The 24818-nt window shown below is 43.5% G+C and carries 21 protein-coding genes; 16 read left to right on the forward strand and 5 right to left on the reverse strand.

Annotated features, from left to right (window positions below):
• Window positions 1–94: 94 nt before the first annotated feature.
• The 4 genes from adcR to adcA are packed head-to-tail and all read left to right on the forward strand — an operon-like array spanning window position 95 to window position 3553.
• Entirely contained in the window at window positions 95–535 is a 441-nt protein-coding gene (gene adcR / locus GMD4S_RS03185) for a zinc-dependent transcriptional regulator AdcR (RefSeq protein ID WP_001249328.1), read from the forward strand.
• Window positions 535–1239 carry a metal ABC transporter ATP-binding protein gene (locus tag GMD4S_RS03190; protein ID WP_001269483.1) on the forward strand — a complete coding sequence of 235 codons (705 nt, stop codon included), beginning with the start codon at window positions 535–537 and terminating at the stop codon, window positions 1237–1239. The genes adcR and GMD4S_RS03190 overlap by 1 nt, the downstream gene beginning before the upstream one ends.
• Entirely contained in the window at window positions 1232–2038 is an 807-nt protein-coding gene (locus GMD4S_RS03195) for a metal ABC transporter permease (RefSeq protein ID WP_000950023.1), read from the forward strand. Before GMD4S_RS03190 ends, GMD4S_RS03195 begins: the two co-directional genes overlap by 8 nt.
• Window positions 2039–2047: 9 nt before the next feature.
• A complete protein-coding gene (adcA, locus tag GMD4S_RS03200; protein WP_000736541.1) occupies window positions 2048–3553 on the forward strand; it encodes a zinc ABC transporter substrate-binding lipoprotein AdcA in 1506 nt (501 codons plus the stop codon).
• Window positions 3554–4129: 576 nt separating this feature from the next.
• Here the strand turns inward: adcA and GMD4S_RS03205 are convergent.
• Window positions 4130–6217, reverse strand: coding sequence for a GH92 family glycosyl hydrolase (locus GMD4S_RS03205; RefSeq protein WP_000803426.1), 2088 nt, complete (start codon window positions 6215–6217; stop codon window positions 4130–4132).
• Between the two features lie 158 nt (window positions 6218–6375).
• On the opposite strand from GMD4S_RS03205, the gene GMD4S_RS03210 reads away from it, so the two are divergent.
• The 12 genes from GMD4S_RS03210 (at window position 6376) to GMD4S_RS03265 (ending at window position 21888) form a co-directional block, all read left to right on the forward strand.
• On the forward strand, window positions 6376–7734 hold the full coding sequence (locus tag GMD4S_RS03210) for a hypothetical protein (protein ID WP_001285366.1): 1359 nt from the start codon (window positions 6376–6378) through the stop codon (window positions 7732–7734).
• Window positions 7735–7863: 129 nt separating this feature from the next.
• The gene (locus GMD4S_RS03215) at window positions 7864–9144 is read left to right on the forward strand and encodes a glycoside hydrolase family 125 protein (protein WP_000263081.1); all 1281 of its coding nucleotides are present in this window, start codon (window positions 7864–7866) and stop codon (window positions 9142–9144) included.
• A 284-nt stretch (window positions 9145–9428) separates the two neighbouring features.
• Window positions 9429–12074: an alpha-mannosidase gene (locus tag GMD4S_RS03220; RefSeq protein WP_000432740.1), complete on the forward strand. Its 2646-nt coding sequence runs from the start codon at window positions 9429–9431 to the stop codon at window positions 12072–12074.
• A 98-nt stretch (window positions 12075–12172) separates the two neighbouring features.
• Window positions 12173–13042: an ROK family protein gene (locus tag GMD4S_RS03225; RefSeq protein WP_000150731.1), complete on the forward strand. Its 870-nt coding sequence runs from the start codon at window positions 12173–12175 to the stop codon at window positions 13040–13042.
• Entirely contained in the window at window positions 13036–14916 is a 1881-nt protein-coding gene (locus tag GMD4S_RS03230; RefSeq protein ID WP_000234381.1) for a beta-N-acetylhexosaminidase, read from the forward strand. The genes GMD4S_RS03225 and GMD4S_RS03230 overlap by 7 nt, the downstream gene beginning before the upstream one ends.
• 198 nt (window positions 14917–15114) lie before the next feature.
• Window positions 15115–16044 (forward strand): ABC transporter permease, encoded by a 930-nt coding sequence (locus GMD4S_RS03235; protein ID WP_000714584.1) that lies wholly within the window; start codon window positions 15115–15117, stop codon window positions 16042–16044.
• A gap of 13 nt (window positions 16045–16057) precedes the next feature.
• Window positions 16058–16981 carry a carbohydrate ABC transporter permease gene (locus GMD4S_RS03240; RefSeq protein ID WP_000818344.1) on the forward strand — a complete coding sequence of 308 codons (924 nt, stop codon included), beginning with the start codon at window positions 16058–16060 and terminating at the stop codon, window positions 16979–16981.
• A 108-nt stretch (window positions 16982–17089) separates the two neighbouring features.
• A complete protein-coding gene (locus GMD4S_RS03245) occupies window positions 17090–18574 on the forward strand; it encodes an ABC transporter substrate-binding protein (protein WP_000800396.1) in 1485 nt (494 codons plus the stop codon).
• Window positions 18575–18734: 160 nt separating this feature from the next.
• On the forward strand, window positions 18735–19424 hold the full coding sequence (locus GMD4S_RS03250) for a CPBP family intramembrane glutamic endopeptidase (RefSeq protein ID WP_000760776.1): 690 nt from the start codon (window positions 18735–18737) through the stop codon (window positions 19422–19424).
• Window positions 19425–19492: 68 nt separating this feature from the next.
• Window positions 19493–19789: a bacteriocin immunity protein gene (locus GMD4S_RS03255; protein WP_000188106.1), complete on the forward strand. Its 297-nt coding sequence runs from the start codon at window positions 19493–19495 to the stop codon at window positions 19787–19789.
• 131 nt (window positions 19790–19920) lie between these two features.
• Window positions 19921–20907 (forward strand): oxygen-dependent tRNA uridine(34) hydroxylase TrhO, encoded by a 987-nt coding sequence (trhO, locus tag GMD4S_RS03260; protein WP_001030023.1) that lies wholly within the window; start codon window positions 19921–19923, stop codon window positions 20905–20907.
• Window positions 20908–21027: 120 nt separating this feature from the next.
• Window positions 21028–21888: a DUF4299 family protein gene (locus GMD4S_RS03265; RefSeq protein ID WP_001140326.1), complete on the forward strand. Its 861-nt coding sequence runs from the start codon at window positions 21028–21030 to the stop codon at window positions 21886–21888.
• A 63-nt stretch (window positions 21889–21951) separates the two neighbouring features.
• Here the strand turns inward: GMD4S_RS03265 and GMD4S_RS03270 are convergent, their stop codons facing one another.
• The 4 genes from GMD4S_RS03270 to GMD4S_RS03285 form a co-directional block, all read right to left on the reverse strand.
• Window positions 21952–22914, reverse strand: a complete 963-nt coding sequence (locus GMD4S_RS03270; protein ID WP_000191318.1) for a DUF6574 domain-containing protein — start codon at window positions 22912–22914, stop codon at window positions 21952–21954.
• A 62-nt stretch (window positions 22915–22976) separates the two neighbouring features.
• The gene (locus tag GMD4S_RS03275; RefSeq protein ID WP_001229034.1) at window positions 22977–23906 is read right to left on the reverse strand and encodes a DUF4097 family beta strand repeat-containing protein; all 930 of its coding nucleotides are present in this window, start codon (window positions 23904–23906) and stop codon (window positions 22977–22979) included.
• Window positions 23899–24492, reverse strand: a complete 594-nt coding sequence (locus GMD4S_RS03280; protein ID WP_000198644.1) for a DUF1700 domain-containing protein — start codon at window positions 24490–24492, stop codon at window positions 23899–23901. Before GMD4S_RS03280 ends, GMD4S_RS03275 begins: the two co-directional genes overlap by 8 nt.
• A complete protein-coding gene (locus tag GMD4S_RS03285; protein WP_000273860.1) occupies window positions 24479–24805 on the reverse strand; it encodes a PadR family transcriptional regulator in 327 nt (108 codons plus the stop codon). Before GMD4S_RS03285 ends, GMD4S_RS03280 begins: the two co-directional genes overlap by 14 nt.
• Between the last annotated feature and the right edge of the window lie 13 nt (window positions 24806–24818).

The raw sequence follows: 24818 nt of genomic DNA on the forward strand, positions 1-24818 counted from the left end.
GACTCTTTTTTGGTTTATGATATAATTAACCAGTAAAGAATCGGTGGCTATCTATGTTTTTTTACGAAAAAGATAGCTAGGGAAGGAGTAACACATGAGACAGCTTGCGCAGGAAATCGATAACTTTTTAAACGAGGTGATCTTGAGATCTGAGAACCAGCATGAAATTCTAATCGGGCATTGCACGAGTGACGTTGCCTTGACCAATACTCAGGAACACATCCTCATGCTCTTGTCAGAAGAATCCCTAACCAACTCGGAGTTGGCCCGTCGCCTTAATGTCAGTCAGGCGGCAGTGACCAAGGCTATCAAATCTTTGGTCAAAGAGGGTATGTTAGAGACATCCAGAGATCCCAAAGATGCGCGTGTGATCTTTTATCAACTGACAGAGCTGGCTCGACCAGTGGCAGAGGAACACCACCATCATCATGAACACACGCTCTTAGCCTATGAACAAGTGGCAAGTCAGTTTACTCCAAATGAACAAGAAGTTATCCAGCGGTTTTTAACTGCTTTAGTAGGAGAAATCAAATAATGCGGTATATTACAGTAGAGGACTTGTCTTTCTATTATGACAAGGAACCTGTCCTCGAGCACATCAACTATAGTGTTGATAGTGGGGAGTTTGTCACCCTGACTGGTGAAAATGGAGCTGCCAAGACAACGCTTATCAAGGCGAGCCTAGGCATCTTGCAGCCAAGATTTGGTAAGGTAACCATCTCAAAGACAAACACTCATGGGAAAAAACTTAGGATAGCTTATCTTCCCCAGCAGATAGCCAGTTTTAATGCTGGTTTTCCAAGTACGGTTTATGAATTTGTCAAGTCGGGTCGTTATCCGCGAAAAGGCTGGTTCCGTCGCTTGAATGCTCATGATGAGGAGCATATCAAGGCTAGTCTAGACTCAGTTGGTATGTGGGAACATCGTGACAAACGAATTGGTTCCCTCTCGGGAGGGCAAAAGCAACGAGCAGTGATTGCCCGGATGTTTGCTTCTGACCCAGATATTTTTGTCCTGGATGAGCCGACAACAGGGATGGATGCTGGAAGCAAAAATGAATTTTACGAACTCATGCACCATAGTGCCCACCATCATGGTAAGGCTGTTTTGATGATTACCCATGACCCTGAGGAAGTCAAGGACTATGCGGATCGCAATATTCATCTAGTTCGTAACCAAGATTCGCCATGGCGTTGTTTCAACGTTCACGAAAGCGATCAGGAGGTGGAACATGCTTAGTTTGTTATCTTATGATTTCATGCAGCGTGCCTTCTTGGCGGTCATTGCCATGAGTCTCTTTTCTCCAGTTCTTGGGACCTTCCTTATCTTACGTCGTCAGAGTCTCATGAGTGATACCCTCAGTCACGTTTCTCTATCAGGAGTAGCCTTTGGTCTGGTTTTGGGAATTTCTCCAACCATTTCAACCATTGCCATTGTCTTGATCGCTGCGGTCTTTTTGGAGTATCTCCGGACAGTCTATAAGAACTTTATGGAAATCGGAACTGCCATCCTCATGTCAACAGGACTTGCAGTGTCTCTGATTGTCATGAGTAAGGGGAAAAGTTCGAGCTCCATGAGTTTGGACCAATATCTCTTTGGTTCGATTGTGACCATTAGCCAGGAGCAGGTGATTTTCCTCTTTGCCATTGCTGCGGTCGTTTTACTCTTGACTTTCTTATTCTTGCGACCAATGTATATCCTGACCTTTGATGAGGACACGGCCTTTGTGGATGGCTTGCCCGTTCGTACCATGTCTATCCTCTTTAACATGGTGACAGGGGTGGCCATTGCCCTTATGATTCCTGCAGCAGGAGCTCTTCTGGTATCGACCATTATGGTCTTGCCAGCTAGTATTGCCCTTCGTCTGGGGAAAAACTTCAAATCCGTTATGTTACTAGCCAGCGCTATTGGCTTTTTGGGAATGGTGGCAGGACTTTATATTTCCTACTATGCGGAAACCCCTGCCAGCGCTAGTATCACCATTATCTTTGTAGCTGTCTTTTTGTTAGTCAGTCTACTGAAACGTTTTATCAAATAGGAGAATGAAATGAAAAAACTGAGCTTACTACTAGCTAGTCTATGTGCCCTGTTTTTAGTGGCTTGTTCCAATCAAAAACAGGCAGATGGGAAGCTAAATATCGTGACAACCTTTTACCCTGTCTACGAATTTACCAAACAAGTCGCAGGAGATACTGCTAATGTAGAACTTCTCATCGGTGCTGGTACAGAACCCCATGAGTACGAACCGTCTGCCAAGGCAGTTGCCAAAATCCAAGACGCAGATACCTTTGTCTATGAAAATGAAAATATGGAAACTTGGGTTCCAAAATTGCTAGAATCCTTGGATAAGAAAAAAGTGAAAACCATCAAGGCAACAGGTGATATGTTACTTTTGCCAGGTGGTGAGGAAGAAGAGGAAGGGCATGATCATGGTGGTGAAGGTCACCATCACGACTACGATCCCCACGTTTGGCTTTCACCAGCACGCGCCATCAAACTGGTAGAGCATATCCGTGACAGCTTGTCAGCAGATTATCCTGATAAAAAAGAGACTTTTGAGAAGAATGCAGCTGCCTACATTGAAAAATTGCAAGCATTGGATAAGGCTTATACAGATGGCTTATCTCAAGCGAAACAAAAGAGCTTTGTGACCCAGCACGCTGCCTTTAACTATCTTGCCTTGGACTACGGTCTCAAGCAAGTATCCATCTCAGGTCTCTCACCAGATGCAGAACCATCAGCAGCACGTTTGGCAGAATTGACAGAGTATATCAAGAAAAACAAGATTTCTTATATCTACTTTGAAGAAAATGCTTCACAAGCCCTCGCCAATACACTCTCAAAAGAAACAGGTGTCAAACTAGACGTGCTCAATCCGCTAGAAAGTCTAACAGAAGAAGCAACCAAGGCTGGTGAGGACTATATCTCCGTGATGGAGAAAAACCTCAAGGCTTTGAAACAGACAACGGACCAAGAAGGACCAGAAATCGAACCAGAGAAGGAAGAAAATACCAAGACAGTTCACAATGGTTACTTTGAGGATGCAGATGTCAAGGACCGCACCTTGAGTGACTATGCTGGCAACTGGCAGTCTGTCTATCCTTTCCTTGAGGATGGAACTTTTGATCAAGTCTTTGACTACAAGGCTAAGTTGACTGGTAAGATGACCAAGGATGAGTATAAGGCTTACTATAGAAAAGGCTATCAGACAGATGTGACCAAAATCAACATCACGGATAACACTATGGAATTTGTTCAAGGTGGCCAAAGCAAGAAATTCACCTATAAGTATGTCGGCAAGAAAATCTTGACTTATAAGAAAGGCAATCGTGGTGTGCGCTTCCTCTTTGAAGCGACAGATGCGGACGCTGGACAGTTCAAGTATGTTCAGTTTAGTGACCACAATATCGCCCCAGTCAAGGCAGAACATTTCCATATCTTCTTTGGAGGCACAAGCCAAGAAGCCCTCTTTGAAGAAATGGATAACTGGCCAACCTACTACCCAGATAACCTATCTGGTCAAGAAATCGCCCAAGAAATGTTAGCGCATTGATGCAAGAGAGAATCCCGCAAATCTGCGGGATTTTTTGCTGGAAACGATTAGGTTGTTAGGTATTATAGTACCACAGTTGTGCTGTTCACAATGTGATAAAGAGGTCATTTTCTACTGGCTGATTCTCACTAGCTGGCGAATGCAAAAGCTACGATTGTACAAATTATAGAATCTTTTCAGGGGATTTAGGAAGGGATCTTAGTCATATTGACGTTGCTATCGATTTTTGTTATAGTCAAAGAGAGCAGTCTGGAACAATAGTTTATGCACAGTCTGTGGATAAGTCTAGGGGGAACAGGACATTTAGCTAATATCCTAGAGGGGTCTTGAGAATTGCCCCGGAAACTAGTAACGGGCTAGCTTTCTAGTAGAAATCTTAGTCTAGTAGGGATTTGAGCAGGTCTGCCTGAGGGTGACAGGTTCAAAGTCTAAGAGCTAACTTCTGGAGAAGCTGATTTTTAGGCATGTTTTCTTATCCACAAGTTGTGGATAACTGTAGAGAGTCAGCTTGTGAATCAACTTCAAGTCCAAGTTTCATAAAAGAAGAACCTTTGCGCGATGCAAAGGTTCTTTGGGTTAGGAGTGGTTTGGTAGCCAGCTGAGGGTGAAGGTCAGTTGCTCAGCTTTCAAGAGGTCTTGGTGTTGAATGCTAGATACTATGGTCTTGTCCAATCGACATTCTTTGACAAAGTTGAAGTGGCTGTGGTTTTGTTCAGCATGGATATCCAACCATTTATCTTCCTTAGCCAGGTAGATACGGAGATGGTCAAAGATAGGGATTCCGAGGTCGTAGCTGGGTTTGCCTGGACAGGTCGGGTAGAATCCAAGAGCTGACCAGATGTACCAAGCAGAGAGACTGCCATTATCCTCATCGCCAGGATAGGCTTGCCAGCTTGGGTGAAAGGCTTTCTGACTTATCGACTTGATGAGTAGGGCAGTGTAGTCAGGGTAGTCACTGTAGCGGAAGAGATAAGGGATGTGGAAACTAGGTTGGTTGGAAATAGCCATTTGCCCAAAAGGAGCTGTAGCCATCTCGCTCATCTCGTGAATCTCATAACCATAGCCAGTCGTCTCAAAGAGGGGAGCATCTTGACAGGCTTTCAAAAGATAGTGGCTAAAGGTTTCCTTTCCACCCATAAGCTGGATTAAGCCTGGGATGTCGTGGAGGACGCCTAAGGTCGCTTGAATGGCAGAGCATTCGGCGTAGTCGCGTCCCCAACTATAAGGAGAGAAGTCGGGGCGGAAGTTGCCTTGGCTATCTCGCGCACGCATGTAGCCCGTCGCAGTGTCAAATAGATGGTGGTAATTTTGTGACGAAGTTCTATAAGTTTCCGCGATGTCATTCTGACCAAGCTTTTCGGCACAGCTGGCGATACAAAAGTCGCTATAGGCATAGTCAAGGGTGTGGCTGACGCTTTCGTGGTGGTCGGTAGAGAGATAACCTAATTCTTGGTATTGTGCCAAACCGTGACGGCCATTGATGCCGAGAGGGTCGGACTTGCTGGCTGTTTCAAGCATGGCTTGGAGGAGTTTTTCTTCCAAATCGATAGCCATGTCCTTGCAGGCGCTATCTGCGATAATGCCGTCTAAAAGAGTACCAGGCATCATGCCATGCTCGTCTGGGGCCAGCCATTTTGGCAGGAAACCAGTATTGCGGTAGCTATTGAGGAAACCTTCTAAAAAGCGGTGATAGTGTTCTGGTATGACAAGGGCAAAGAGGGGGAAGGTGGTGCGGAAGGTATCCCAGAAACCATTGTTGCTAAAGAGGACGCCGGGCTTGACAGTACCAGTAGCCAGATCCATGTGGATGGCTTGCCCTGATTCGTTCACCTCATAAAAAGTCTGTGGGAAGAGGAAGAGTCTGTAGAGGCAGTGGTCAAAGAAGGTTCGGTCAGCTTCTCCTGTCTCCATGATATCAAAACGATGGAGGAGATTTTCCCAGTCCGCTTTCGCATTTACTTTACAGCTGTCAAAGTCCTTTTGAGGTAGATTAAGCAGAGCTTGAGAAGGCGATATGAAAGAAGTTGCTAGTTGAATCTCGGCTTGACTGCTTGCTAAGTCAATTCGCCAGTCTCTCTCTTCTTGTGTGATAGCAAGAATATCCGTATTCATTTGTAAAGCAGTAAACAGTATCAGAGGATTTTTGGTAGTCTCAGTTTTACCTTCTTGTCTTAGGGCAAGAGTCCGCTTATCTAATTGCTCTACGGTCAGTTCATCTGCTGCGTGAAGATAGAGGGAGAGGTCTTTGCCTTGCTTTTGCTCCAAACGAATAGAAGCGCCATAGCAAGTCGGTGTGAGCTGGGTTTCAATCTGATAGCGCAGGGAGAAAATCTTCAGATAGTGAGGTTGGAAGGAGGCCTTATCTAGGTCATAGGAAGACTGACGATGGAAGAGGCTGTCTCCACCTAGCTGGCCTGTAACAGGTGTCAGAAGGAGCCAAGAGTAGTCGCCAATCCAAGGACTGGGTTGGTGGGTTAATCGAATCCCTTGAAAGACGGGCAGATGCGGATCGAAGAACCAAGCTCCCTCCTGGTCACTGGTCTGGGGAACAAAATAATTCATCCCAAAAGGAACGCCCGTGTAGGGCAGGGTATTTCCTCGAGAAAAGGCATGCTTGCTAGCAGTCCCAAAGCGGGTATCGATGGTTTCAAGTAGTGGTTTCATAAAAAAGCTTCCTGTAGAGGTTTTTGTTTAGTATAACATGAAATTGCCAATAACCGAATTTTAAAAAGTAAATGCCCCTATAAATTTCGGTTAATAATTTACAAATATTCATTCTTTTGTTAGAATGGAGACAATAAAAAAGAAAAGGGGATTTTTTTATGAGTGATTCGGTAAATAATGTGAATAACGAAGAATCTGTAGAGAAGGTTGAAAACACGCCTGTAGAGGATGTGGAGTCAGTTGCTACTCAAGAACCAGAAACTGTGGAAGAAACGGCTTCTGAGCAAGCAAAAGATGACCAATCTGAAGAAGTGGTGGAAGAGAAAGATTCTAAGCCAGAACAGAAAGAAGATGCAAAAGCTTCAGCTGAGGCTTCGGCTCAACAAGTCGTTGAAAAAACCAAAGGATTGTTTGCAACGAAACGCAAAGAAATCATTGCAGCTCTTGTGGCAGTAGCCGTTATTATTGTGGCATTTGTGGGATACAATGTTATCCAGTCACAACCAAAAAGCTTAATTGGCGACGTCAAAGTTGAGTTTTCAGGTTATGAAGAATCTGGAACGGTAACTTATAATAGTCAAGATATTGCTGAGAAAGTAGCAGAAATAGCATACCAAAAAGTAGGCTTTAATAAGGATCAGGCAGCGGGTTTGGCTAAAAAAGACCCTATTATTTACGCAGAAGTGTCAAGAGATGGCAAGTTGGCGTCTAAATTGATGCAAGCAGAAGCGATGATTAGTAGTGTCCATTATGAATTTGACAAAACAAATGGTCTCAAAAATGGGGACGAAGTTACATTCACCGTAACTACAAGCTCAAAGAACTCACCATTTAAAGCTGAAAAGAAAACTTTCAAAGTTGAAAACTTGAAAGAATATGAGAAGGTATCAACGGCTGATTTGCTCAAAGAAACTCCTGTGACATTTACTGGATTTAATGGGTATGGCATAGCGTCTATTACAGAAAATCCTAATAAAGACGCCTATTTCAACTTTGAAGATAACAAACGTCCGACAAACTTGAAGAACGGAGATACAGTTACTCTTACTGTTAGTGCGACCTATATCAATGAGTTAAAATCAAAAGGAAAAGTTGTTGACAACAATAAGGTCGAGGTGACTGTTGAAGGGTTGAAAGACTTAAAAGATGTGAAGAACTTTGCGGATCTTCTGAAAAAGAATGATGACTACAGCAAGTCTGAAAATCAAAATAGTTCCTTTAGCACCTACACTTTAGAGTCACAAGGCAGTTATTTGAAAGTCATCCCAGAAGAGAATAAAAAATCAAATGGGAAAGTTTCGTTGATAACAGTTTATAAAGTAACTTGGTCAAGTGGCAATTCAAAAGAAGTTCGTTACAAATACTATGGTTATCAAGCTTACCTTTTGAAGGACAATAATCTTGATCTTGATGCTGCTTCTAAAGTATCAAGTTGGGGATCAAAAGATTTAGAAGGTCTAAAAGCTGAACTGGCTACTGAAGGTTATAAGGTTTACGAAGAAAAGAAAAGTGAATAGAAAAGTTGGGGAGAGCCCCAACTTTTTTTTCATAAGTTTGTTTCAAAACGCCTTTAGTTTGTGTATATCTTTTGGAGGCGTTTTTTTTTATACTGAACATGAAACTTGTTTGAAAGAGGAAAAAATACTATGGTTTATTCGAAAGAAATTGTTAGAGAATGGCTAGACCAAGTAGCGGAGCGGGCTAAGGACCATCCCGAGTGGGTGGATGTCTTTGAGCGTTGCTATACAGACACCTTGGACAATACGGTCGAGATTCTAGAAGATGGCTCAACTTTTGTCTTGACAGGGGATATTCCTGCTATGTGGCTTCGGGATTCGACAGCCCAACTCAGACCCTACCTGCACGTGGCTAAAAGAGATCCTCTCTTGCGTCAGACCATTGCAGGTTTGGTCAAGCGTCAGATGACTTTGGTGCTCAAGGATCCTTATGCCAATTCCTTCAATATTGAGGAAAACTGGAAGGGGCACCATGAGACTGATCACACAGAGCTTAATGGCTGGATTTGGGAACGCAAGTACGAGGTGGATTCGCTTTGCTATCCTTTGCAGCTGGCTTATCTCCTTTGGAAAGAGACTGGCGAGACCAGTCAGTTTGATGAGACTTTTGTCACAGCGACCAAGGAAATTCTTCATCTCTGGACAGTGGAACAAGACCACAAGAACTCTCCTTATCGTTTTGTTAGGGATACGGACCGCAAGGAAGACACCTTAGTAAATGATGGCTTTGGACCTGATTTTGTAGTGACAGGTATGACCTGGTCAGCTTTTCGTCCGAGTGATGACTGCTGTCAGTATAGCTATTTGATTCCGTCCAATATGTTTGCCGTAGTCGTATTGGGGTATGTGCAAGAAATCTTTGCAGAACTAGACCTAGCTGATAGCCAAAACATCGTGGCAGACGCTAAGCGTCTCCAAGCAGAGATTCAAGAAGGCATCGAAAACTATGCCTATACAACCAACAGCAAGGGAGAAAGGATTTACGCCTTTGAAGTGGATGGTCTAGGAAATGCTAGCATCATGGATGATCCAAACGTACCAAGTCTACTGGCTGCTCCATATCTTGGTTACTGTGCGATTGACGATGAGGTTTACCAAGCCACACGCCGTACCATTCTGAGCCCTGAAAATCCATATTTTTACCAAGGAGAATACGCTAGCGGTCTCGGAAGTTCTCATACCTTCTATCGCTATATCTGGCCGATTGCCCTTTCTATCCAAGGTTTGACAACAAGAGATAAGGCAGAGAAGAAATTCTTGCTGGATCAGCTCGTTGCCTGCGACGGTGGTACAGGTGTCATGCATGAAAGCTTCCACGTGGATGACCCAACGCTTTACTCACGTGAATGGTTCTCTTGGGCCAACATGATGTTTTGTGAATTGGTTTTGGATTATCTAGATATTCGCTAATACTCTTCGAAAATCTCTTCAAACCACATCAGCTTCGCCTTGCCGTATAGATGTTACTGACTTCGTCAGTTCTATCTGCAACCTCAAAACAGTGTTTTGAGCTGACTTCGTCAGTTTATCCACAACCTCAAAGCAGTGCTTTGAGCAGACTGTGGCTAGCTTCCTAGTTTGCTCTTTGATTTTTATTGAGTATAAGGAGCGCGCTTTAGTTTCACCGATTCGTGTCAGAATCACACCTTTACATTTAAAACGTTAAAATTTAAGTTAGAATGAGGTTTTACTTCATGGAAAATGTTGTTGTACATATTATCTCACATAGTCACTGGGACCGTGAGTGGTACTTACCTTTTGAAAGCCACCGTATGCAGTTGGTGGAATTATTTGATAATCTTTTTGACCTTTTTGAAAATGACCCTGAGTTCAAGAGTTTCCACTTGGATGGACAAACTATTGTCCTTGATGACTACTTGGAAATTCGCCCTGAAAATCGCGACAAAGTCCAACGTTACATCGACCAAGGCAAACTCAAAATTGGTCCTTTTTACATCTTGCAGGATGACTACTTGATTTCAAGTGAAGCCAATGTCCGCAATACCTTGATTGGTCAAGCAGAATGTGCAAAATGGGGCAAATCAACCCAGATTGGTTACTTCCCAGATACCTTTGGAAATATGGGACAAGCTCCCCAAATCCTTCAAAAATCAGGCATTCACGTGGCAGCCTTTGGTCGTGGTGTGAAGCCGATTGGATTTGACAACCAAGTTCTCGAAGATGAGCAGTTCACATCCCAGTTTTCAGAAATGTACTGGCAGGGTGCAGACGGAAGTCGTGTCCTCGGTATCCTCTTTGCCAACTGGTATAGTAATGGGAATGAAATCCCAGTTGATAAGGATGAGGCCCTGGCCTTCTGGAAACAAAAATTGTCAGACGTACGTGACTATGCTTCGACCAACCAATGGTTGATGATGAACGGATGTGACCACCAGCCTGTACAGCGAAATCTGAGTGAAGCCATTCGTGTGGCAAATGAACTCTTCCCAGATGTGACCTTTGTGCATAGTTCCTTTGATGACTATGTCCATGCAGTAGAAAGTGCTCTACCAGAGCAGTTATCAACGGTTACAGGTGAGTTGACAAGTCAGGAAACAGATGGCTGGTACACACTTGCCAACACTTCTTCATCACGGATTTACCTCAAACAAGCCTTCCAAGAAAATAGCAACTTGCTAGAACAAGTAGTGGAGCCATTGACTGTCATCACTGGTGGGCACAACCATAAGGAGCAGTTGACCTATGCTTGGAAAGTCCTTCTACAAAATGCGCCACATGATAGCATCTGTGGCTGTAGTGTGGACGAAGTTCACCGTGAGATGGAAACGCGTTTTGCCAAGGTCAACCAAGTTGGAAACTTTGTTAAGACCAATCTTCTCAACGAGTGGAAGGGCAAAATTGCAACTCACGAAGCGCAAAGCGACCATCTCTTTACTGTCATTAACACAGGTTTGCATGACAAGGTTGATACGGTCAGCACCGTGATTGATGTGGCGACTTGTGATTTCAAGGAATTGCACCCAACAGAAGGCTATAAGAAGATGGCAGCCTTGACCTTGCCAAGCTACCGTGTCGAAGACTTGGAAGGGCATGCTGTAGAAGCGAAAATCGAAGATCTGGGAGCTAACTTTGAGTATGATTTGCCAAAAGACAAGTTCCGTCAGGCTCGCATTGCTCGTCAAGTGCGCGTGACAGTACCTGTTCATCTGGCACCACTTTCTTGGACAACCTTCCAATTGCTCGAAGGAAAACAAGAACACCGTGATGGTATTTACCAAAATGGAGTAATTGATATGCCATTTGTAACGGTCAGTGTGGATGAAAACATCACGGTCTACGACAAGACAACTCATGAAGCGTATGAAGATATTATTCGCTTTGAAGACCGTGGTGACATCGGAAATGAGTACATCTATTTCCAACCAAAAGGAACAGAGCCTATCTACGCAGAGCTGAAAGGCTATGAAGTCCTGGAAAATACAGCACGTTTTGCTAAAATCTTGCTCAAGCATGAATTGACAATTCCAGTAAGTGCAGACGAAAAACTGGATGCGGAACAAAGAGGCATCATCGAGTTTATGACGCGTGAAGCAGGGCGCTCAGAAGAATTGACAACCCTTCCTCTGGAAACAGAGATGACCGTCTTTGTTGACAATCCACAAATCCGCTTCAAGACTCGCTTTACCAATACTGCCAAGGACCACCGTATCCGTCTCTTGGTTAAGACTCATAACACGCGTCCAAGCAATGACTCTGAAAGCATCTATGAGGTAGTAACACGACCAAACAAACCAGCTGCTTCTTGGGAAAATCCTGAAAATCCACAACACCAGCAAGCCTTCGTCAGCCTTTATGACGATGAAAAAGGGGTGACAGTGGCTAATAAAGGACTGCACGAGTATGAAATCCTTGGAGACGATACCATTGCTGTGACCATTCTTCGTGCCTCAGGTGAGTTAGGTGACTGGGGTTACTTCCCGACACCAGAGGCTCAGTGCTTGCGTGAGTTTGAAGTCGAGTTTGCTCTCGAATGCCACCAAGCAGGGGAACGCTTCTCAGCCTTCCGTCGTGCTAAAGCCTTCCAAACACCATTCACTAGTCTTCAAGTTGCTAAACAAGAAGGAAGTGTTGCTGCGACTGGCAGCCTCTTGTGCCATGCGGCGCTCAGCTTGCCACAAGTCTGCCCGACAGCCTTTAAGGTAGCTGAAAATGAAGAAGGATATGTACTTCGTTACTACAATATGAGTCAAGAAAATGTGCGTATATCAGAACACCAACAAACCATTTTGGACTTGCTTGAGCGGCCATATCCCGTTCATTCAGGACTCTTAGCACCACAAGAAATTCGCACAGAATTGATCAAAAAAGAAGACATTTAATAGTTTTAAAGTGTTTGATAACTAATACTATGAGATAGAAAGGAGGGGCGAAAGAGTAAGGACTAACTACTGATTCGCCCCTTTTTATGGGAAGAACAATGACCATTGCAACCATTGATATCGGAGGGACTGGGATTAAGTTTGCCAGTCTGACTCCTGATGGAAAGATACTAGATAAGACAAGTACTCCGACGCCAGAAAGTTTGGAGGATTTACTAGATTGGCTAGACCAACGCTTGGCAGAACAAGATTATAAGGGCATTGCCATGAGCGTTCCAGGCGCGGTCAATCAAGAAACAGGTGTGATTGAGGGAATCAGTGCCGTACCTTACATTCATGGCTTTTCTTGGTATGAGACGCTTGCTCATCATCAGCTACCTGTCCATCTAGAAAATGATGCCAACTGTGTTGGACTTAGTGAACTGCTGGCTCACCCAGAGATTGAAAATGCAGCCTGTGTCGTGATTGGGACAGGAATTGGCGGAGCTATGATAATCAATGGCAAACTTCACCGTGGTCGCCACGGCTTAGGTGGTGAGTTTGGCTATATGACAACCATTGAACCAGCTGAAAAACTCAACAACTGGTCGCTACTAGCCTCTACAGGAAACATGGTTCGCTACGTGATTGAAAAATCTGGTCAGACTGACTGGGATGGTCGCAAGATTTACCAAGAAGCTGCAGCAGGCAATGCCCTTTGCCAAGAAGCCATTGAACGTATGAACCGTAATCTGGCGCAAGGACTGCTCAATATCCAGTACCTCATCGACCCAGATGTCATTAGTCTGGGAGGATCTATTAGCCAGAATCCAGATTTTATCCAAGGCGTCAAAAAAGCTGTCGATGCATTTGTCAAAACCTACGAAGAATACACGGTCGCACCAGTTATCCAAGCTTGCACCTATCATGCAGATGCCAATCTCTATGGTGCCCTTGTCAACTGGCTACAGGAGGAAAATCAATGGTAATTTTTACAGGACTTAGTCCCAAACAAGAGCAAGCATTAGAGTTGCTTAAAAAGCATATTTCGCTAGCAGATGTAGAGGTAGTAGTCGCTCAGTCTGACCAAGCCTCTATCTCTATCAAGGGTGAAGGTGGACATTATCAACTAACTTATCGCAAACCTCACCAACTTTACCGCGCCTTGTCCTTATTGGCAACAGCTCTAGTAGAAGGTGATAAAGTAGCGATTGAGGAGCAGGCAGCTTATGAAGATTTGGCCTACATGGCAGACTGTTCTCGAAATGCGGTGCTGAATGTGGCTTCTGCCAAGCAGATGATTGAGGTCTTGGCTCTCATGGGTTACTCAACCTTTGAACTTTACATGGAAGACACCTATCAGATTGAGGGGCAACCTTACTTTGGTTACTTCCGTGGCGCCTATTCAGCAGAGGAGTTGCAGGAAATCGAAGCCTATGTCCAGCAGTTTGATATGACCTTTGTGCCTTGCATCCAGACCTTGGCCCACTTGTCAGCCTTCGTCAAATGGGGTGTCAAAGAAGTGCAGGAACTTCGTGATGTGGAGGACATTCTCCTTATCGGCGAAGAAAAGGTGTATGACCTGGTTGATGGGATGTTTGCCACTCTATCTAAACTGCAGACACGCAAGGTCAATATCGGGATGGACGAAGCCCATTTGGTTGGTTTGGGGCGCTACCTCATTTTGAACGGTGTTGTGGACCGTAGTCTCCTCATGTGCCAACACTTGGAGCGCGTGCTGGATATTGCAGACAAGTATGGTTTCCACTGCCAGATGTGGAGTGATATGTTCTTTAAACTCATGTCAGCGGATGGCCAGTACGATCGTGACGTGGAGATTCCAGAGGAAACTCGTGTCTACCTAGATCGTCTCAAAGACCGTGTAACCTTGGTTTACTGGGACTATTATCAGGATAGCGAGGAAAAATACAACCGCAATTTCCGCAACCATCACAAGATTAGCCAAGATATTGCCTTTGCAGGTGGTGCTTGGAAGTGGATCGGTTTCACACCCAACAACCATTTCAGCCGTCTTATTGCTCTTGAAGCCAACAAAGCCTGTCGTGCTAACGACATCAAAGAAGTCATTGTAACGGGTTGGGGGGACAATGGTGGGGAAACTGCCCAGTTTTCTATTCTACCAAGTCTGCAAATCTGGGCAGAACTCAGCTACCGCAATGACCTAGATCGTTTGTCTGCTCACTTCAAGACCAATACAGGTCTGTCAGTTGAGGACTTTATGCAGATTGACCTTGCCAATCTCTTGCCAGACTTGCCAGGCAATCTCAGTGGTATCAATCCCAACCGCTATGTCTTTTATCAGGATGTTCTCTGTCCGATTCTTGACAGACACATGACACCTGAACAGGACAAACCGCACTTCGCTCAGGCCGCTGAAACGCTTGCTGTTATCAAAGAAAAAGCTGGGAACTATGCCTACCTATTTGAAACTCAGGCCCAGTTGAACCAGATTTTAAGTAGCAAAGTGGATGTGGGACGACGCATCCGTGAAGCTTATAAATCCGGTGACAAAGTCAGCTTACAGCAAATCGCCATGCAAGAATTACCAAAACTTAGAAGCGAGATTGAAAACTTCCATGCCCTCTTTAGCCACCAATGGTTGAAAGAAAACAAGGTCTTTGGTTTGGATACGGTTGATATCCGTATGGGCGGACTCTTGCAACGCATCAAGCGAGCAGAAAGCCGCATCGAGGCTTATCTGGCAGGTCAGATTGTCCGCATCGAAGAATTAGAAGTCGTGATCCTACCATTTACTGACTTCTACGCAGACAAGGACTTCGCAGCAACTACAGCCAACCAGTGGCACACTATTGCGACCGCATCGACGATTTATACGACTTAGGCATTTTTTCCGAGTCAGAGTGTTTCTCGTGAAACCTATTTCTTATAAAAAACTTCTCCACAAAAAATAATTTGTGGAGTTTTTTCTATAATTAGTAGTTTAACCTAGCCTTCAAATAGGAGTATACTAATAATGTAATCGTTATCAAACCTAAAAATTCGATGAAATCAGTTTTTAGGAATAAAAAGGGAGGAAATTATGAAAAAGTTTTCAAAGACCTTGAGAGATAACTGGATCTTTCTCTTGATGGTTTTACCAGGGGCACTCTGGTTGATTCTATTCTTTTACATTCCAGTATTTGGGAATGTGGTCGCCTTTAAAGACTACCATATGACCAGTAATGGTTTCATAGATAGTATTGTGAATAGTAAATGGGTCGGGTTAGATAATTTCAGATTCTTGTTTAGTTCAAAAGATGCCTTTATCATCACTCGTAATACCGTTCTTTACAATCTCGGCTTTATCTTTATCGGTTTGATTGTATCAGTAGGGATTGCCATCATCCTCAGCGAGCTCCGCTCTAAGAGAATGGTTAAGATTTTCCAAACGTCTATGTTGTTCCCTTACTTCTTGTCATGGGTTATCATCAGTTTCTTTACAGATGCCTTCCTAAACATTGACAAAGGGGTTTTCAACCATTTCCTAACATCCATTGGCATGAAGGAAGTCAACTTCTACGCTGACTTAGGCATTTGGCCATACCTTCTCCTTTTCCTAGGTATTTGGAAAGGCTTTGGATATAGCAGTGTCATGTACTATGCGACGATCATGGGAATTGACCCAACCTACTACGAAGCAGCAACAGTGGACGGGGCGAGCAAGTGGCAACGTATTCGCAACGTAACCATTCCTCAGTTGACTCCGCTTGTAACAGTCTTGACCATCCTTGCAGTCGGAAATATCTTCCGTGCAGACTTCGGTCTCTTCTATCAAATCCCACACAATGCTGGTCAGCTCTACAATGTAACCAACGTTTTGGACGTGTATGTCTTTAATGGTTTGACTCAGACAGCAGATATCGGTATGGCTTCAGCAGCCGGTCTTTACCAATCCGTTGTCGGTTTGATTCTGGTTATCCTATCAAACTTGCTTGCAAGACGAGTCGATCCAAACTCAGCTTTGTTCTAGAAAGGAGGAGAATATGGCAGAAAAGAAAATTAAAAAAGAAAAAATCGATAATGTCGGCATTCACTCCTTCAGTAAGAAAGCAGATATCTTCTTTAGTATCATCTCTGGTTTGATTGCTCTTTCTTGTATCTTGCCCTTTATCTTCGTTATTATCATTTCGGTGACAGACGAAAAGAGCATCCTCCAGTATGGATATAGCTTTTTCCCTTCGAAATTTGGTGTAGATGGATTCCAGTTCCTAGCTCAGTTTAAAGATAAGATCCTCCAAGCGCTCTTTATCTCAGTTTTTGTAACCGTAGTCGGAACAGTGACCAACGTCTTCATTACAACCACTTATGCCTACGCCATCTCACGTACAACCTTTAAGTACCGCAGATTCTTTACAATCTTCGCTCTTCTTAGTATGTTGTTCAATGCTGGTTTGGTACCAGGCTATATCGTGGTCACTCGCCTGCTTCAACTTGGTGATACCGTTTGGGCCTTGATTGTTCCAATGCTCCTCTCACCATTCAACATCATCTTGATGCGTTCCTTCTTCAAGAAGACCATTCCAGAAGCCATTCTCGAATCCGCTCGTATCGATGGTGCCAGTGAAGCTCGGATCTTCTTCCAGATCTGTTTGCCCTTGTCACTTCCAGGTATCGCAACCATCACGCTTTTGACAGCTCTTGGTTTCTGGAACGACTGGTTCAACGCCCTTCTTTACATCAAGAGTGACAACTTGTATCCATTGCAATATTTGCTCATGCAAATCCAACAAAATATGGACTACATCGCAAAAGCAGTCGGCCTATCTGGTCAACTGGGAGTCGCTCTACCGAAAGAAACAGGTCGTATGGCCATGGTTGTTGTTGCAACCCTTCCAATCGCGATTCTGTATCCATTCTTCCAACGCTACTTTGTTAAAGGGTTGACGATCGGTGGTGTGAAAGAATAGCATTTGCTGAGAAACACCGTTTCTCCCTTCCCAACTTCATCATAGTGATTGAAGTTAAAAATCATTAAATCGTTTATAAGTTTAAAAATAAAAAAAGGAGTTTTTATCATGAAAAACTGGAAAAAATATGCTTTTGCATCTGCTAGCGTAGTCGCTTTGGCTGCTGGTCTTGCTGCTTGTGGAAACCTTACAGGTAACAACAAAAAAGCTGCCGATACTACTTCAGGTGAAAAACCTGTAATCAAAATGTACCAAATCGGTGACAAACCAGACAACTTGGATGAATTGCTAGAAAATGCAAACAAAATCATCGAAGAAAAAGTCGGTGCTAAATTGGATATCCAATACCTCGGATGGGGTGACTATGATAAGAAAATGTCAGTTATCACATCATCTGGTGAAAACTATGATATCGCATTTGCATCTAACTATGTCGTAAATGCTCAAAAAGGTGCTTATGCTGACTTGACAGAATTGTATAAAAAAGAAGGAGCAGAGCTTTACAAAGCACTTGACCCAGCTTACATCAAAGGGAACACTGTAAACGGTAAGATTTATGCTGTTCCAGTTGCAGCTAACGTTGCATCATCTCAAAACTTTGCCTTCAACGGTGCTCTTCTTGAAAAATATGGTATTGACATTTCAGGTGTCACTTCATACGAAACACTTGAACCAGTCTTGAAACAAATCAAAGAAAAAGCTCCAGATGTAGTACCATTTGCGGTTACGAAGAACTTTATCCCATCCGATAACTTTGACTACCCAGTACCAAACGGACTTCCATTTGTTATCGACCTTGAAGGAGACACTACTAAGATCGTAAACCGTTACGAAGTGCCTCGTTTCAAAGAACATTTGAAGACTCTTCACAAATTCTATGAAGCTGGATACATTCCAAAAGACGTAGCAACCAGCGACACTTCATTTGACCTTCAACAAGATACTTGGTTCGTTCGTGAAGAAACAGTAGGACCAGCTGACTACGGTAACAGCTTGCTTTCACGCGTTGCTAACAAAGACATCCAAATCAAACCAATCACTAACTTTATCAAGAAAAACCAAACAACACAAGTTGCTAACTTTGTCATTTCAAACAACTCTAAGAACAAAGAAAAATCAATGGAAGTGTTGAACCTCTTGAACACAAACCCAGAACTCTTGAACGGTCTTGTTTACGGTCCAGAAGGTAAGAACTGGGAAAAAGTTGAAGGTAAAGAAAACCGTGTCCGCGTCCTTGATGGATATAAAGGAAACACTCACATGTCAGGTTGGAACACTGGTAACAACTGGATCCTTTACATCAACGAAAACGTTACAGACCAACAAATTGCAGATTCTAAGAAACAATTGGCAGAAGCTAAAGAATCTCCAGCACTTGGATTCATCTTTAACACTGACAATGTGAAATCTGAAATCTCAGCAATTTCTAACACAATGCAACAATTCGATACAGCTATCAACACTGGTACTGTAGACCCAGATAAAGCTATTCCAGAATTGATGGAAAAATTGAAATCTGAAGGTGCTTACGAAAAAGTATTGAACGAAATGCAAAAACAATACGACGAATTCTTGAAAAACAAAAAATCATAAGATCGATTGATTTCGTGTATTCATTCCTAATTCCTAAAAATGTGATCGCTGCCTTCCCTAGTTCTCTAGGGGAGGTAGTGATTTTTAGGATGTAAACATGAAAAGAGTGGTTCTGAGGGTTTATGCGATGTGATACACATACATCTATAGGGGATTTATTATGAAAAAATATCGCCTTCTTTTCAAAATGAGTGCTGTCTTCTCTTACCTATTTTTCGTATTTGGTCTTTCTCAGCTGACGCTTATTGTCCAAAACTATTGGCAATTTTCTTCCCAGATAGGCAATTTCTTCTGGATTCAAAATATCTTGAGTTTGCTATTTATCGGAGTCATGATTTGGATTCTGGTTAAGACAGGCCATGGTTATCTCTTTCGCATTCCAAGAGAAAAATGGCTTTGGTATTCGATTTTGACAGTATTAGTGGTAGTGCTCCAGATCTCTTTTAACGTTCAGACAGCTAAACATGTTCAGTCAACTGCGGAAGGTTGGGCTGTATTGATTGGTTATAGTGGGACTAACTTTGCAGAGCTAGGTATTTATATAGCCCTGTTTTTTCTGACTCCACTGATGGAAGAGTTAATCTATAGAGGATTACTGCAACACGCCTTTTTTAAAGATTCGAGATTTGGTCTTGATTTGCTTCTTCCTTCTATTTTATTTGCTCTCCCTCATTTTTCAAGCCTGCCTAGTCTGTTAGATATTTTCGTTTTTACAACATCTGGAATCATCTTTGCTGGTTTGACCCGTTATACCAAGAGCATTTATCCTTCCTATGCGGTGCATGTAATCAATAATATTGTAGCGACCTTGCCATTTTTGCTGACTTTTTTACATAGGGTGTTTGGGTAAAATACTGGCTGGAGAGTTAGGAATTATAGTTTTTCAATTTATAAGCGAATTTCAGGAGGGAAATGAGTATGACACCATTAAAATGGTTTGCTGGAGGAAGTGAAAGACGTTGTGAAGCGATGACCATCATTGATCATCTATTGGAAGATATAAAGGTTGCGCCTCAACTTGCTCCCCTGAAAAATCAGTTAGTGATTTATCAAAAACGATTAAAGGACGATGGAACCTCTACTCCATTTATTCTGAGCCAAATGAACGTTGACATCTCACGTGTGTTGATTGATAACAAGCTGGGTTTGTCAGAAAGTCAAGCTAAGCAAATCAAAAAATTGAGAGAATTATCTGCGATTCGCTATGGTTACTGATGAAGTGCAGTGGTAGGTCTCTCTATATAATTTTCGGTCAAATAAATTGCATTCGTTTTCTCAAGTGGGTATACTAGAATAGTTGAATGAAAAATTCTGAAAATTTAAGAATAGAAAAGAGAACAAATCTTATGGCAAAAGATATTCGTGTCTTACTTTACTACCTCTATACTCCAATTGAAAATGCAGAGCAATTTGCGGCAGATCACTTGGCTTTCTGTAAATCAATCGGTCTCAAAGGCCGTATCCTCGTCGCTGACGAGGGGATTAACGGGACTGTTTCAGGTGACTACGAAACAACTCAAAAATACATGGACTACGTTCACAGCCTCCCAGGTATGGAAGACCTCTGGTTCAAGATTGACGAAGAAAGTGAACAAGCCTTCAAGAAGATGTTTGTTCGCTACAAGAAAGAAATTGTCCACCTTGGTTTGGAAGACAATGACTTTGACAACGACATCAACCCACTTGAAACAACAGGTGCTTACTTGTCTCCAAAAGAGTTCAAAGAAGCCCTTCTTGACGAAGATACAGTGGTTCTTGACACACGTAACGATTATGAGTACGACCTAGGACATTTCCGTGGGGCTATCCGTCCAGACATCCGCAACTTCCGTGAGTTGCCACAATGGGTCCGTGACAACAAGGAAAAATTCATGGACAAGCGTGTTGTGGTTTACTGTACAGGTGGAGTTCGCTGTGAGAAATTCTCAGGCTGGATGGTCCGTGAAGGCTATAAAGATGTCGGCCAATTGCACGGAGGAATCGCAACTTACGGTAAAGACCCAGAAGTCCAAGGTGAACTTTGGGATGGGAAAATGTACGTCTTTGACGAGCGTATCGCCGTTGATGTTAACCATGTCAACCCAACCATCGTAGGGAAAGACTGGTTTGATGGAACACCATGTGAACGTTATGTCAACTGTGGAAATCCCTTCTGTAACCGTCGTATCCTAACATCAGAAGAAAATGAAGACAAGTACCTTCGTGGATGCTCACACGAGTGCCGTGTTCACCCACGCAACCGCTACGTCTCAGAAAATGAATTGACACAAGCAGAAGTGATCGAGCGTCTAGCAGCTATCGGTGAAAGCTTGGATCAAGTCGCTACTGTATAAAGCAAACAGCCCTTAGGGGCTGTTTTTCTATGCTTTTTATCTAAAAATCTAAAATTTGTTTCTGTATCTTTCAGGAAAATAGGTTATACTATATGTAAACGATTTCAAAGGAGGCCAGTTATGGCGAAAACATTTTTTATCCCAAATAAAGAAAGCATTCTAGGACAACAGGAGGTCTTGACTGCCAAGTCTATCTTGGCCTTGGTGGAGGGCTTGGAGTCACACAGTTATGATGCGGTCTATCTCCGTCAGCCCCTCAATCGTCTCGAGTATATCGAGTGTGGGATTGTAGGTCAGTCGCAATTTCTCTTCAAGGTGAACTATGCGGATAGCCGAAAAGGCTATCAAGTGGTGATTCCAGACTTCCTTACCAGAGCGGACTGGGAGATTGTAGAAGCTCTCCTCCAAGCCCTATCAAACAAGTTGGGGCAAGTGGTAGAAGGGCTAGAAGGCTTTGATTTTGAAGCTTATTTCCGAGAAACGGTCAAGCATTATCTATCTGACAAAGCGGCTCGTCTAGTATATTGCCAAGGGCTCTTGGCCCCTATCTATCTCAATAAGGAATACCTCGAGAGCTTTTTGGCTGAGGATGGATTGGCACATTTTGAAGAGTTGGTCAAGAAGGTTCAAGGCTCTGATGCCTACCTTGCCAGTGTGAAATTTTACCCAGATGCTCAAGGCAAGGTGCACGGTATCTATCACCTAGCCCAAGGAGTCAAGACGATTTTGCCAAAGGAACCCTTTGTACCAGCTCCTTATACCGATCAGCTGGCAGGCAAAGAGCTTGTTTGGGAGATTGACCTAGTGACGATTTCTGGTGATGGGTCCAAAGCAGAAGACTATGAATCCATCGCTCGCTTGGACTATGCAAGATTCCTAGAGTCGCTACCAGAAGCATTTTATCAGCAACTAGATGCCAATCAATTAGAAGTACAAGCCATTTTGGGAAAAAATTTTGAGGAATTGGCAGCCGTCAAGTAGACACGGTTCAAAAAAAGAGTAAACATAAAAATCCCTGTCATTAACAAATGGCAGGGATTTTGGTTAAAAGAATGTCAGGATGCGAAGGTAGTCAACTGTCAGCGCGAGCTCTGCAATGAAGAAGGGTAAGAGAATAGCGCCATCAAGTAAGACAGCTAGCAAGAAACGATAAAATGGGTCAAGGCTACTAGCCTTACTTGGCTTGCTAATCACAAAGAGATTGCCAAGGGCAAAGATGGTCATGCTTAGAAGAGTGAGGATGCCAGCGAATCGCAAGCCGCCAAAAAGTGCAAAGAAACTTGCTAGAGCCGTTAAGACAAGCGGGATAGCAAAGAGTCGGCTGTAACGATCGCAAGCTTCTTGGAATGTGAAGTCGCTCTCCTGGTCCAGTACACGTCGGACAGTAAAGCCTCCCAAAATGATGGAAAAGTAAAATAGAGCGCTAGCGACCAAGATAGAAAGTCCAGCAAAGAGATCTAAAGGTGGGAGCTGGTTAGGTAAACTATTGGCAATAGAGGCCATATAGCCGTAGTAGAGGTGCTTGATATGATAGATACTAAAGAAAAGGTTGATTGACGACAGCAAGGTGAGTAGGGCAAAGACACTATAACGATGCTTTTGGTCCGTATTCTTGCTGGTAGTTGGTTCTTGGATAGCGTCCAGCAGCCAAGTCCAAAATAGTGCGATTTCTGCTTTTAATCTGGCTGTTTTACGAGGGTCAATATCTGGGATATAGGGGCTTTCTAAAGCCTTGCTGAGGATACTTTTCTCTTTTACAGGTTTTTCTTGCTTGTGTCCCTCTTCAGCTTTCCCTTCTCCCTCTTCCTCTGTTTGGGCTTCTTCTATCGTTTCGGGAGCTTCCTCCTCATGCCTTTCCGACTCTTTAGGTGAGATAGGAGTTTCTTGGCTTGCTTGTGGTTCGGTCTCTACAGTATCCGAAGTCTCTGGTTGGTCGGGCTGGATTTCCGATTTCGTCTGAGCTGATTTCTTCTCAAGATCGGCGCTTTCAAACCATTCTTGTGTCATGGTGGAACCTCCTTTTTTATGATCGTTTTCTATTTTTAGATTAGCAGATGAAAGCGTTTTTGTCAATGGTTTCTAGATGGAGAAGAGTACTCTTCTTTTGGTAGGTAGATATCTTGGTTGGCTTTTGCAATGAGTAGGTCCTTGATATCTGCTTTTTCCGTTTTATAAGGGTTGGCAAGTACATTCTCTTTTTGTCCACGATGTTCTTCTTTGGGTTGACGATAGATACCACCATGCTGAGAAGAAATTTCTAGATTGATACGGTCGGTCTCTTTCTGGGAGAGAATGAGTTGTAGAGTTGAATAAGCCTCTAGCTCGACCTTGCCGTGAACTTGGATATTTTCAGCATAGATGTGTGCTCCCTCCGTCTTGACCTGACTATCTGTCAATTCGGCATCAAAGATATTGATGATATGAGATGCCGTTAATGTGCTGTTCTTGATAGAACTTTCTGTTAGTCTTAAGAGATAGCCTTTTGTTTTGATGGTTGCATTTTCAAGGTTGGCTTGACGAATATTAGTTTGTCCACGATTGGCTGAGACGGTGATAGCTTGCAGCTTTCTTCCTTTGGGTAGGGAGAGAACGACTTCGTCAAAACGATTAGAATAGTTGCTGGCGATACGAAGTAGGCTTTCGATTCCTGAACCGAGAAAACGATGTTGGGAGGCTTGTTTGTCAGTGACGCTCAGTGTTTTGTCACTCATACCAGTAGTCAAATCGTGACGACCAGACACGGACGGATGATAGGTGATGTGGATCTTGTCATCTACAGACTCTGTGATGGTTAGGCTATGTTCCTCAAGGGCTAAATCAAGCTTTTCCACTTCATTTCCAAAGGTCACTTCTTCGATACGATTGTCATAGACGGGATCTTTTGACATGGCAAGTAAACTTTGAATACCATTGGACTGGGCGCCTACAATGATCATGATAAAACCGAGGATTGTAGAAACCACACCAAAAATGAGAAATCCTTTCGTCAATTTACGCATGTCTGTCACCTCTCTTTCCTTTTTTAAGAATCCATTGCACCAAGCGGACGATTAGGAGGCCAAAGAAACGAGCTACATAGGAGATACCTAGTAGAACAAGAGAAGAAGCACCGATAGAAAGCAAACCAGCCCCAAAAATCAAGATAAAGGCAGATTTGGCTTCGACTAGGACGCTAAAGCTCTCTACGATAAAGAGTCCGCCCAGTAGGATGCCCGTCACCGAAACGGTAAAAAAGGCTAAAATGACGGAGACAGCCGCGATAAAAATACCGATGATGGCCATGAGGATGCCGATTCCGACCGGAATTCCGATAGGAGCTACTAGCAGGGCCAGGAGGGCAATATGTAGCAGTTGGCGGTCATTCTTTTGAGCAGGTGCCTCATTGACCTTTTTATCGAGAAGATCAGAGAGGATATCATGGGCAGCTTCTTTTGGAGTTCCCAGACTGGCAATGAGTTCCTCTTCGCCCTCTGGGCCAGCATCGTCAAATAGTTCCTTAAAGTAGTCCATAGCTTCGATGCGGTCAGCTTCAGGCAGTTTATGGAGATAGGTTTCTAACTGAGTCAGATAGTCAGTTCTTGTCATGGCGGATACTCCCTTCTATGATGCCGTTGACGGTGTCGGTATAGAGCGTCCACTCTTCCTTTAGAGTAACGAGCTGCTCTACGCCCCGATTGGTCAAGGAGTAGTATTTGCGCATACGCCCCTGAAACTCTCTAGAGTAGGTGGTCAGAAAGCCACTGGCTTCCAATTTTTTGAGAATGGGATAGAGCGTAGATTCTTTGATATTGGCGATGAGCTTAATGGTTTGACTAATCTCATAACCATAAGAATCCCCCTGCTCCAGTACAGCCAAGATGAGAAACTCGATCAAGGCAGAGGATGTTGGGAAGTACATGGGAAACCTCCTT

This window comes from Streptococcus sp. GMD4S (assembly GCF_000296955.1).